The organism is Nocardia sp. NPDC003482 (genome assembly GCF_053588115.1).
Genome location: NZ_JBSFPI010000035.1, coordinates 38,625 through 49,574 on the forward strand (window position 1 = coordinate 38,625; position 10,950 = coordinate 49,574).

Annotated in this window: 11 protein-coding genes and 1 pseudogene; 6 read left to right on the forward strand and 6 right to left on the reverse strand. The window is 71.5% G+C overall.

Going from position 1 to position 10,950, the window contains the following annotated elements; translation table 11 throughout:
- Positions 1–418: 418 nt before the first annotated feature.
- The 4 genes from rsmH to ACWDSJ_RS34975 all read right to left on the reverse strand — a co-directional run bounded on the left by rsmH (position 419) and on the right by ACWDSJ_RS34975 (position 3,333).
- Entirely contained in the window at positions 419–1,405 is a 987-nt protein-coding gene (gene rsmH / locus ACWDSJ_RS34960) for a 16S rRNA (cytosine(1402)-N(4))-methyltransferase RsmH (RefSeq protein ID WP_450037072.1), read from the reverse strand.
- Positions 1,406–1,537: 132 nt separating this feature from the next.
- Positions 1,538–1,969: a division/cell wall cluster transcriptional repressor MraZ gene (gene mraZ / locus ACWDSJ_RS34965; protein WP_387361637.1), complete on the reverse strand. Its 432-nt coding sequence runs from the start codon at positions 1,967–1,969 to the stop codon at positions 1,538–1,540.
- 377 nt (positions 1,970–2,346) lie between these two features.
- A complete protein-coding gene (locus ACWDSJ_RS34970) occupies positions 2,347–2,766 on the reverse strand; it encodes a DUF3040 domain-containing protein (RefSeq protein ID WP_387361635.1) in 420 nt (139 codons plus the stop codon).
- Between the two features lie 126 nt (positions 2,767–2,892).
- Entirely contained in the window at positions 2,893–3,333 is a 441-nt protein-coding gene (locus ACWDSJ_RS34975) for an SAV_6107 family HEPN domain-containing protein (protein ID WP_387361633.1), read from the reverse strand.
- A 117-nt stretch (positions 3,334–3,450) separates the two neighbouring features.
- Here ACWDSJ_RS34975 and ACWDSJ_RS34980 point away from each other — a divergent pair, with 117 nt between their 5' ends.
- The 5 genes from ACWDSJ_RS34980 to ACWDSJ_RS35000 all read left to right on the forward strand — a co-directional run bounded on the left by ACWDSJ_RS34980 (position 3,451) and on the right by ACWDSJ_RS35000 (position 8,679).
- Positions 3,451–4,074: a GNAT family N-acetyltransferase gene (locus tag ACWDSJ_RS34980; protein WP_387361631.1), complete on the forward strand. Its 624-nt coding sequence runs from the start codon at positions 3,451–3,453 to the stop codon at positions 4,072–4,074.
- Positions 4,071–5,642: a phytoene desaturase family protein gene (locus ACWDSJ_RS34985; protein WP_450037061.1), complete on the forward strand. Its 1,572-nt coding sequence runs from the start codon at positions 4,071–4,073 to the stop codon at positions 5,640–5,642. The genes ACWDSJ_RS34980 and ACWDSJ_RS34985 overlap by 4 nt, the downstream gene beginning before the upstream one ends.
- On the forward strand, positions 5,639–6,427 hold the full coding sequence (locus tag ACWDSJ_RS34990) for a carotenoid biosynthesis protein (RefSeq protein WP_450037062.1): 789 nt from the start codon (positions 5,639–5,641) through the stop codon (positions 6,425–6,427). The genes ACWDSJ_RS34985 and ACWDSJ_RS34990 overlap by 4 nt, the downstream gene beginning before the upstream one ends.
- Before the next feature lie 3 nt (positions 6,428–6,430).
- A complete protein-coding gene (locus tag ACWDSJ_RS34995; protein ID WP_450037063.1) occupies positions 6,431–7,147 on the forward strand; it encodes an LppM family (lipo)protein in 717 nt (238 codons plus the stop codon).
- A 353-nt stretch (positions 7,148–7,500) separates the two neighbouring features.
- A complete protein-coding gene (locus ACWDSJ_RS35000) occupies positions 7,501–8,679 on the forward strand; it encodes a glycosyltransferase family 2 protein (protein WP_450037064.1) in 1,179 nt (392 codons plus the stop codon).
- Between the two features lie 125 nt (positions 8,680–8,804).
- Here ACWDSJ_RS35000 and ACWDSJ_RS35005 read toward each other — a convergent pair whose 3' ends face one another.
- Positions 8,805–9,491: a hypothetical protein gene (locus ACWDSJ_RS35005; protein WP_450037065.1), complete on the reverse strand. Its 687-nt coding sequence runs from the start codon at positions 9,489–9,491 to the stop codon at positions 8,805–8,807.
- 104 nt (positions 9,492–9,595) lie between these two features.
- Positions 9,596–10,594, reverse strand: a complete 999-nt coding sequence (locus ACWDSJ_RS35010; protein ID WP_450037066.1) for a methylenetetrahydrofolate reductase — start codon at positions 10,592–10,594, stop codon at positions 9,596–9,598.
- Positions 10,595–10,712: 118 nt separating this feature from the next.
- On the opposite strand from ACWDSJ_RS35010, the pseudogene ACWDSJ_RS35015 reads away from it, so the two are divergent.
- Positions 10,713–10,950, forward strand: a pseudogene (locus tag ACWDSJ_RS35015) (polyprenyl synthetase family protein); the annotation flags it as partial.

The window sequence follows — 10,950 nt, forward strand, 5'->3', positions numbered from 1 at the left end:
CCCTCGGCCCGAGACCCCGCGAACCCGTCCACCCGCCGCAAGCCGCCCGCACACCCCGGTGCCGCACCGCCTCCGACCCGACCACGCCCCGAAACCCGCGGCCCCACACCAGAACTCCCACCGAGCCCGAGCCCAGCGCCATCGTCCCCGGCCACCGACCCCGAACCGCCTACCCGAGCGGGCACGAGTTCCGCACCACCCGAACCGACGACCACGCGACCAGCCGGGAACCCGTGGCCGGGTGCGGCGATCGCGGGCTTCGAGCCGGGCGTGCGGATCGGCAGGTGGTTCGGGGCGCCGACGGCTCGGCCCGGCGCGTGGCTCGCGTCGGGGTGGGTCGGAACAGCATGGCGCACGAGTCGGGTACGCGCCCAGTCGTTTTCGGTGGGGCGGGGTGGGCGACGCGGGCGCTGGGTGGTCATGCCGCTGCCTCTATTCGTTCCAGGGCGCGTAGGCGGACTGGGGCGGCTCGGGGGTTTTCCGCGATTTCCTCGTCGGTGGCCTTCTCGGCGCCTCGGGTGAGGAGGCGGAAGTCGGGGGCCGTGCCGGGGAGGTCGATCGGGAGGCCCGCGGGGGTGCGGGACGTGGTGCGGTCGGCGAAGAGGTGTTTGACCAGCTTGTCCTCCAGGGATTGGTAGGACATGACCACGATGCGGCCGCCGGGGGCCAGGGCCGCCAGGGCCGCGGGGAGGGCGGCCTCGAGGGACTCCAGCTCGCGGTTGACCTCGATGCGCAGGGCCTGGAAGGTGCGTTTGGCGGGGTGGCCGCCGGTGCGGCGGGTGGCGGCGGGGATGGTGTCGTAGAGCAACTCCACCAGCTCACCGCTGGTCGTGAAGGGTTGGCGCGCACGGCGTTTCACGATCGCGCTCGCGATCTTGCCCGCGAAGCGCTCCTCGCCGTAGGTCTTGAGGATGCGCGCCAGGTCGCCGTGGGCATAGGTGTTGAGCACGTCGGCGGCGGTCGGGCCGCCACTGGGATCCATCCGCATGTCCAGCGGGGCGTCCACCGAGTAGGCGAAGCCGCGCTCGGTCTCGTCGAGCTGCATCGACGACACGCCGAGGTCCATCAGGATCGCCCGCACCGATCCGGTCGGCTCGAGCCCGGCCTCGCGCAGCGCGTCGGCGATGCCGTCATAGCGGGTGTGCACCAACGTGATTCGATCCGCGAACGGCGCGAGCCGCTCCCCCGCCAACTTCAGCGCCTCGGTGTCGCGATCGAGCCCGATCAGCCGGATCGCGGGGTACGTGCGCAGGAAGTGCTCGGCGTGCCCGCCGAGCCCGAGGGTCGCGTCGACCAGGACACCGCCGGAAACCAGTGCGGGACCGAGGATTTCGTCGGCTCGCCGTAACAGGACCGGAACATGACGCGGGCCGGGGTCTTCATGATGCACCTCGACCTCCCGGATCCTGGGGCGATTGGACTCTACGTCGGTGGTGAATGCCCCGGGGTCTCTGACCGAGCGACGGCACCTGGCGTTGGGGAAGTACGTCAGGGTCCGCCGTCGGGCAGAGGCCGCAGGGCACTCGCCGCGTCGGGGCTAGAAGATTCCGCCCAGCGACTCGTCTCTGGCCAGCGAGTAATCCTCCTCGTGTTCGGCGAGGTAGGACTCCCACGCCTGCTTGTCCCAAATCTCGAGGAAGTCGACCGAGCCGATCACCACGCAGTCCTTGGTGAGGTTGGCGTAGCGCCGATGTTCGGCCGACAGCATGATCCGGCCCTGCGCGTCCGGACGTTGCTCGTCCGTGGAGGCGGCCAGGGCCCGGACGAATGCCCGTGCCTGCGGGTTGCTGCGCGACGCCGCGGCGGCCCGCCGCGCGAGCGCGGCGAACTCCTCCTTGGGATACACGGAAAGGCTGTGGTCCTGCCCTTTGGTGACCATCAACCCTCCCGCCAACTCGTCGCGAAACTTCGCAGGCAACGTCAGTCGCCCCTTGTCGTCCAGGCGAGGCGTGTAGGTACCGAGAAACACGCCTCGACACCTCCCGTGAGAACACCCCGTCTGGTCGGCCTCCTCAGTGCGCGCTCCACATTACCCCACTTTCCCCCACTTTCAATCGAAAGCCGCGGTGATCTCGGTCCCCGGCGACCGGTTTCCGCAGGTGACACCAGCTATCACCGGGGTGGGGAGATTTTCGCGAGTTCGCCCGACACGCGCGGTCGACACTCCCGTCGATCCGACAACCGCCAGCAAACGCGCAGATAGCAACCGGTTATCGCGCCGGGTGGGGCGGTGTGGGGGACGCCGTGGGGCGTTGTGGGGTGCGCTGGGGAGAGCGCTCGGAAGGTGCCGGAAACAAAACGACACGCCGTGCATCGCACGGCGTGTCGCTCAGGAAGAGATCTGTGTCAGTCCTGTTCGAACCGGCGCCTGAACCGGTCCTCCATGCGGGCCGAGAAGCCGCCCGACTTGCGCTGCTTACCCCGTCCGCCGCTCGGACCGCCGCCGGGCCCCGAACTCGCGGGACCACCGCGTCGCGAACCCGGCAGTCCGTGCCCGCCCATCAGCAGCAGGACGCCGGCGCCGAACATGACGATGAAACCGAGCAGGCTGATGATCGGGAAGCCGCCCGGCTTGACGGGCAGCGCGATACCCGCGACGAGAAGGACCAGACCGAGGACGAACAGCGCCGCCGATTGCAGTCTGCGTCTACCGGTCGCCGAACGTAGCCGTCCGCCACGCACGGTCGAGGCGAACTTGGGGTCCTCAGCATAGAGAGCGCTCTCGATCTGTTCGAGCATGCGCTGCTCGTGCTCGGAGAGTGGCACGGTACCTCCCCCGGCACTAGGTCGTGGTGGTCGCCTCCGGGTAGGCGACTAGTAGCCGACCTTGGCGGCTACCTGCCACCAATGATACGAGTTCGATCAGTGTGCTACCACCTACTCCGAAGATGTTCAGCCCGTGCCGTCCCCGAGCCACCCCGGCAGCGGCCGCAAGCGGGTGGCCGCGGCGACCATATCCTCCACGTCGTGCAGGAATGCCCCTACCCGGGAAGCGAACTCGTCGGCCCGGGCGGTGTCGACCGGACGTTCGAGCCCCGCCTCGAGCGCCGCGCGTGTCTCCGAGTGCGAGCTGAAGTAGTCCGACCACATGACGAACTCGGGCGCGGCCTGCTGCATGAGCACCCAGGCGTTACGCGAGCGCGCCCGCGGCGCCCGGTCGGCGCCCGTGAGCGCGAGCACCGCGCCCGCGCCGCGCAAGGCGGCCAGGTAGGCGGTCCGGAACCGTTCGCGCGGATCGGGTTCGGCCGCGGCCTGCAACAGCAGTCCGTCGGCGCGAGCGAGTAAATTCCCGGCCCGCCCCGAATGCCCCGGATGCTTCATCCGATCAGCCATGGCGGTTACCTCCACACCCCTCGTAGACCGAACAGGTATTCGAATCTCGTTCTGGTGTGAATATAGAGAGGACCACCGACAACTTTCCGCGTCGAACGAGAGCCGCGCCGCCCAGACATGACAGCCCTCAGACCTCACACCCCCGCCCCCGTCGTCGTCGACCTCTCCGCCGCCACCGTCCGGGCCCGGCTACACGACGCGCTATCGATCTACGTCGCGGCGATGGGCTATCCCCGGGGGACCGAACATCATCGGGCCCCGATGTGGACCGAGCACACCACCCGCCCGGGGTGGCAGGCCGTCGGGGCCGTATTGCCCGACGACAGCGGCGAATACGACGTCCGCACCGCGCCGCTGCTCGCCATCGCCTACGGCTACCACGGCGCGCCGCACCAGTGGTGGCATCAGCAGGTGCACACCGGGATGCGCCGCTCGGGCTGGTCCGAGGCGGACACCCGCGACCTGCTGACCGACTACTTCGAGCTGACCGAACTGCACGTGCACCCCGCCGCGCAGGGTCGCGGCATCGGCGAGACGCTGTTGACGCGGCTGCTGGCCAACCGTCCGGAACGGGCCGCGCTGCTGTCGACCCCCGAGGTGGACCGGGAGGACAACCGCGCCTGGCGGCTGTATCGCAGGCAGGGATTCACCGATGTGGTAAGGCATTTCGTGTTCTCCGGCGACACCCGCCGCTTCGCCGTGCTGGGTCGGCGGCTGCCGCTGGCGGATCCGCGCCCGTGACGGTCCTGGTCGTCGGATCGGGCCACAACGCGCTCGTGGCCGCCTGCTATCTCGCGCGGGCGGGCGAGCGGGTCGAGGTGCTCGAGCGCGACGAGGTGCTGGGCGGGGCGGTGTCGACGGTGGCCCGGTTCCCGGGGCATCTGGTCGATCGAGGATCGTCCGCGCACATCATGATTCGGCACACCGGCATCGTGGAGGAACTCGAGCTGGCGCGGTTCGGGCTGCGCTATCTCGACTGCGATCCGTGGGCCTTCGCGCCCGCGCCCGCGAATTCCGATGCGGCGCCGATCGTCTTCCATCGCGATCTGGATCGCACCTGCGCCTCGATCGCCGCCGCGTGCGGGCACCGCGACGCCGACGCGTATCGGCGGTTCGTGGCGGTGTGGGAGCCGCGGGCGCGCCGGGTGATGCGGGCGTTCGCCGGGCCCGCGCGGCCGGATCGGCTGGTGCGCTCGTTCTGGGGGCTGGACGCGCGGGCGGGCGGCAGCGCCCTGTCCCGGGAGTTCCTCCAGACCGGAGACGCCTTGCTGGACAGCTGGTTCGACGACGAGCGGCTCAAGGCGGCGCTGGCCTGGTTCGGCGCGCAGTCGGGGCCGCCGATGTCGGAGCCGGGCACCGCGCCGATGGTCGGCTTCGCGGCGCTCATGCACACCCTGCCGCCGGGCCGCGCGGTCGGCGGCAGCGGCGCGCTCACCGCCGCGCTGGTGGCCCGGCTGCGGGCCGACGGGGGCGAGGTGTCGGCGGGCGACGCGGTCACCGAACTGCGCCGCGCGGGCGGCGGCTGGCGGGTGCGCACCGCGTCGGGCCGGGAGTTGGCCGCGCCCACCGTGATCGCGGGCACGCACATCCTGACCACGCTGGAGTTGTTGCGGCGCGGCGGTTTCGACGCCGGGGTCCTCGACGACTGGGCGCGGCGGATTCGGGTCGGGCCGGGCATCGGGATGGTGGTGCGGGCGGCCACATCCGCCCTGCCGGAGTATCCGGGCGCGACCGCCGCCGAGTCCGCGCGCGGGCTGCAACTGCTCGTCTCGGATCGGCGGCGGTTGTGGGCGGCGCACGGGGCGGCGCTGGCCGGGGAGCTGCCGCCGCGGCCGGTGGTGCTGGCCATGAGTTTCAGCGCGCTCGATCCGTCGATCGCCCCGGCCGGGGAGCATCAGTTGTCGTTGTGGGCGCAGTGGCATCCGCGGCGGCTCGCCGACGGCAGCGGGTGGGACGCCCACGCCGAGCGGGAGGGCGACCGCATCGTCGGCGAATTGGACTCGCTCGCACCGGGTTTCGCGGATTCGGTGCGGCGGCGTTTCGTGCAGACGCCCGCGGATCTGGAGCGGGAGCTGGGTCTGCTGGGCGGCAATGTCATGCATGTGGAGATGTCGCTGGATCAGATGTTCTTCTGGCGGCCGCTGCCCGAACTGTCGGGGCAGCGGGTGCCGGGCGCGCCCGGATTGTTCCTGACCGGCGCGTCGACGCATCCCGGCGGCGGCGTGTCGGGGGCGAGCGGGCGCGCGGCGGCGCGGCTGGCGTTGCGGGATCGGCGTCGAGCCCGGTGGTCGTCGATCGGGCGGCGATGAGGGCGGTGCCCGCGGTCGCGGCGATCGCGTGGATCGCCGTGCAGATCGGTTATCCGCTGACCGCGGGCGGGGCGCGGGACGCGGTCACGATCGTCGTGGTGCTGTTGGCGGTGGCGACCGCGCTGACGCACGCGCTGGTGGATCGGGGTGCGCGGTTCGCCGCCGGATTCCTGCTGATCGTGTCCGGGCTGGGTCTGGTGGCCGAGATCGTCGGCACCGCAACGGGTTTCCCGTTCGGGTGTTACGACTACGCGGTGGATCGGCTGGGTCCGGCGGTGGCGGGGGTGCCGGTGTTGATTCCGCTGGCCTGGACGGGCGGGCTGTATCCGGTGTGGGTGGTGGCCGGGTCGCTGGCGCGGCGGGCGCCCGCGCGGGTGGTGCTGACGGCCGTGGGGGCGGTCGGGTGGGATCTGTATCTGGATCCGCAGATGGTGGCCGACGGGCAGTGGAGCTGGTGTTCGAATCGGCCGGGGCTGCCGGGGCTTTCGCACATTCCGTGGACCAACTACGTCGGCTGGTTCGCGGTGGCGCTGGTGATGGCGGCGCTGGTGGGTCTGCTCGCCCGGGCCCATCCGGCGCGCGGCGTGTCGGGGGCGGTGCCGATCGTGGTGTTCGGGTGGACGTGGCTCGGGTCGGCGCTCGCGCACGCCGTTTTCCTGGGTCTGCCCGCGTCGGCGGCCTACGGTTTCGTCGGTCTGGGGGTGCTCGGTATCCCTTTGGCGGCACAGTTGGGGCGACGGGCCCGTCGTGTACCGCTCGACCCGGCGTGTCATGGCACGATGTGAGCCGTGCAACCGAGTCCGACACCCTCGACCGCCGGCGCGAGACGCGCCCGCCGGTCCCGCCATCGTGGCTGGTCCATCGTCTTTCTGGCGGCGTTGCTGCTGCCGTTGCTGGCCGGGTGCCTGCGTGTGCAGGTCTCGATGGGGGTCTCGTCCAACGATCGGGTGTCGGGGCGGATCGTGGCCGCGGCCGTTCCGGTCAACGACAAGGACAAGGGGCCGGTGCTGAAGGCGCCGGAGACCCTGGCGAGCAAGGTGCGGGTGGAGCCGTATTCGCAGGACGGGTACGTGGGCAGTCAGGTGTACTTCGACGACCTCACCTTCGGCGAGGTGCAGCAGCTGAGCGGCCTGTCGGATCAGACGCAGGGGATGTTCAACCTCCAGTTCGTCCGCACCGGTGACCGCGTCACGCTCACCGGCCGGGTGGACCTGAAAACCCTTCCGCCGCAAGGGTCGGACGTCCAGTTCACCGTCGCCTTCCCCTCCCGCGTCGCCACCACCAACGGCAACCGCGAGGGCGATTCGATCGTCTCCTGGAAACTCCCCGCGGGCGATGTGAGCACCGTCCGCGCCGAGGTCAGCTACGCCGACCCCAACACCCGCTCCTTCGCGGGCTGGGCCGGAATCGTCGGCGGCATCACCCTCGCCGTCGCCGCCCTGGTAGCCGTCCTGGCCTACATGAACCGCAACCCCACCCCACCCTGGATGCGCGAGAACGCCTGAGCCCCAGGGCCGCGCGAGTCACGGGTTCCGCGCCGCCCCGCGAGACGGCGGATTCGAAGAGTCGGGACGCGCGAGAACGCTCGAGCCTCAGCGCCGCGAGTACAGGTTTCCGCGTTTGATCGCAAGGGCTGCGGACTAGCGCGCCGCAGGGGGCCAAAACGCGTGCGGTCGGTGGTGAGACCGCGAGCCGTTCACGCCCGTGCGACGGCGGACCCACGTGCGCGCGAGTCGCTTTCCACTGGACGGCCGACCGGGGCAGGGGTTGGGGGCGCGGACGTCCGCGCGCTCGGGGGGTCGGTCCGGGTAGCGTCGGAGGCGACAGCGGGAAGCGGGTGTGGGAGGCTGGACTTCACATGGATACGGTCACGGCTCGGGGTGTGGTAGCCGCCGCCGCGGGGTTGTCCGGGGCGGGGGGTGTGCTGGCCGCGTTCAATCGGGCGACCGTGCGGCAGTTGGGGGCGGTGGCCACCTCGGTCATCGAGCCCGTGACCGTGTGCGTGCCCGCCCGGGACGAGGCCGATCGGCTGCCCGCCCTGATCGCGGATCTGCGCGCCCAGCGCGGGCTTTCGCGGATGCGGGTGCTGATCCTCGACGACGATTCCACCGACGGGACGTATCAGGCCGCGGTGGCGGCGGTCGACGGGGACGAGCGGTTCACGATCGTCACCATCGAGACCGCGCCGCGCGCCGGCTGGACGGGGAAGACCGCGGCGTGCGCCCGGCTGGCCGAGATCGCCGGGGTGACAACCGGTTCCGAGCCGCCCGCCGGGGTGCTGATCTTCCTGGACGCCGATGTGCGCCTGGGTCCGGGCGCGATCGCGGCCGCCGTCGGCGAGTTGCGGCGGTCGGGCGCGGCGCTGGTCGTCCCGTGGCCCTATCAGCGGGCCGAGTCGGTGGCCGAGGCGCTGGTGCAGCCGCTGCTGTGCTGGTCGTGGGCGACGACGCTGCCGGTGCGGCTGACCAATCACAGCCTGCGCCCCGCGACGGCCGTGTCCTGCGGGCAGTTCCTGGTCTTCGACGCCAAGGCGTATCGCGCGGTGGGCGGGCACGCGGCCGTCGCCGCGGATGTCACCGAGGATCTGGCCCTGGCCCGCGCCCTGCGCCGCGCCGGGAAACGCACCGCGCTGGTCGGCGCGGGACGGGTCGCGAGCACCCGGATGTACCGCAACGCAAGCGATCTCGACGCGGGCTACAGCCGCTGGCTGTGGTCGGCCTACGGATCGCCCGGCGGCAGCGCGGCCGTCGGCGCGGCCGCCGCGCTGGGCTACTGGCTCCCGCCCCTGGCCGCCGTCCTCGGCCACGGCACGGTCCGCCGCCTCGGCGTCCTCGGCTACGCGACCGCCGTCGGCGGCCGAATCCTGGCGCGCTCCCTCGAATCCGGCGGCACCCCCACCCCCGCGGATCTCCTTGCCGCCCTGGCCCATCCCCTCTCCATCGCCGCCTACCTCCGCCTGTCGATCCGCTCCCACCGCCTCCACCACGCGGGCGAACTGACCTGGAAGGGCCGCCCCATCGCCGCCCGCGCGGGATGAACCCGGGCACATCCAGCACCGGCATCCCGTGGTCGAATCGCCCGGGATGAGCTGCGGCGCAAGGGATCCGCGAGCCGACCAGCGAGAGCGACCCCGTTTACCCTTGCGGCGCAACGATTTTCGGGTCAGGGCACGGTGGTTATGCCGACCGTCGGCAGGAAGAAGCAGGTCTGGGCGCCGTCGCGGACCGTGCCGAACATCAGGGACAGGACGGTGCCGGAACCGGTGTCGACCGGCACCACGCGGACGCCGCCCGCGGGCAGCATGCGGGCGAGGAAGTCGTGGACGACGGATTCGGCCATGCCGCGGGCGGGTTCGGGGATCTGCGGGGGGACGAGGATGTCGACCAGGCCGGACAGCGGGCCCATGGGGGCCATGCCGCCGCGACCGGTCGCGGTGTTGAACCAGGCCACCTGCATACCGGAGGTGTCGGGGCCGTCGGGGGCCAGACCCATCGGGACGAACGCGAACAGGGTCTGCCCCGCCTTCACCCCGGCCAGATCCAGCCCCGGAATGGCGAGGACGTTCTGCGGCCACGGACCAGGCACGGCACCGGCCACCGCGGGCGTCGCACCGCAGTTCGGCGAGACCGACGGCCACAGGAACGGCTGCACGCCCAGCCGACGCAGCGCCTCGACGGCCTGGTCATAGCTGGTGAGCGCGTCCACGGAGGTCGCGGCCCGCTCGGCGCGCGCGATGGCGGCGGCGGGATCGGGGGTGTCGGCGGCGGCGGACCCGGCCCAGACACCGGCGGAGAGCACCGCCGCGGCCACGGTCGCGGCGAGACGAGCGAACGAATGCGGCACGGACACCGGCGTACTCCTTCGCGAGCGGATTCCTCGACGTCACGGACCAGGCGACGGTACCGCCACCAGCCCGCGCCGCGCCCGCGAAACGCCGGGGTGAGCGCGCGAAATCAGGCGCTCACCGGCGCGGCCGACACCGTGTACCCGAGATTGGTGAGCACCTCGCTCGTCGCCTTGGCGAAGTTCAGCGTGATGAAGTGCAGGCACGGCGCCCCCTCCGCGATCAACCGCGCCCCGATCTCGGTGGCGATCTCGATCCCCACCGACCGCACCGCGTCGCGATTGCGCTCGGGATCGTTACCCGCCGCCTTCTCCAGCCGCGCCATCAGGGGCGCGGGCAACGGTCGCCCCGACAGCTCCTCGGCCCGCTGCACCGTGCGCAGCGAGGTGATCGGCATGAGCTCGGGGATTATCGGCTTCTCGCCCTCGACCGGATCGCACTCGATCACCCGGTCGCGCAGCCGCAGATAGTGATCCACGTCGAAGAACATCTGCGTGATCGAATACTCCGCGCCCGCACGCAGTTTCGCGCACAGGTAGCGGGTGTCGTGATCGAGATCCGGCGAGCGATGATGCCCCTGCGGGAACGAGGCCACCCCGACGTGGAAGTCGCCGAGTTCGCACACCATCCGCACCAGTTCCTCGGCGTATTCGAGGCCCTCGGGATGCCGCTGCCACTCCCCCAGCGGATCGCCGGGCGGATCGCCGCGCAGCACCAGCAGATTGCGGATGCCGGAGTCGGCGTAGGTGCCCACGATCGAGCGCAGTTCGGCCACGCTGTGCCCGACCGCGGTCAGATGCGCGACCGTCAGCAGCGTGGTGTCGCGGGCCAGCTGACCGGTCACCCGCGCGGTGCGGTCGCGGGTGGAACCGCCCGCCCCGTAGGTCATCGACACGAACGCCGGATGCATGCGCTCGAATTCGCGTGCCGCCCGCCACAATCGGGCCTCGGCGGCGGCGTCGCGCGGCGGATTGAACTCGACCGAGAAGGGGATCACGCCGTCCGGACGGCTCCGCAACGCGCCGACGACGGATGGAGTTCCGGAGACCCGAGGTGTCCGGGAAGGTCGGCCAGGGGTCGATCGTCCCCGTACAATGTCAGAACTCACCGGCCCAGTGTAGTCGGCGGGTCCGACGCCCCCGAGATGTCGGGGTACGCCCGGGCAGTATCGTTCCACCCAGCGCTGTGTTCACGATCGACGCGTCGAGTCACCATGGGAGGTTCCGATGTCCGCTGGTACTTCGACACGTCCGGCATCGACCGACAAGTCGGCGCTCATCGCCGCCGTCCAGCAGACCCTGGTCGAATTCTTCGACTCCCGGCACGAGTTCGTCGACGAACTCGGTCCGGTGTTCGTGACCGCCGCCGACTCGCTGCGCGACTTCGTGCTGCGCGGCGGCAAACGCACCCGGCCCGCCTTCGCGTGGACGGGCTGGCTCGGCGCGGGCGGCGACCCGACCGGGC

Excerpts from the sequence above, each read along its gene's own strand:
- ACWDSJ_RS34975 (WP_387361633.1), bottom strand. The coding sequence starts at position 3,333 with ATGGCTGATCGGATGAAGCATCCGGGGCATTCGGGGCGGGCCGGGAAT.
- ACWDSJ_RS34980 (WP_387361631.1), top strand. The coding sequence starts at position 3,451 with ATGACAGCCCTCAGACCTCACACCCCCGCCCCCGTCGTCGTCGACCTC.
- ACWDSJ_RS34990 (WP_450037062.1), top strand. The coding sequence starts at position 5,639 with ATGAGGGCGGTGCCCGCGGTCGCGGCGATCGCGTGGATCGCCGTGCAG.
- ACWDSJ_RS35000 (WP_450037064.1), top strand. The coding sequence starts at position 7,501 with ATGGATACGGTCACGGCTCGGGGTGTGGTAGCCGCCGCCGCGGGGTTG.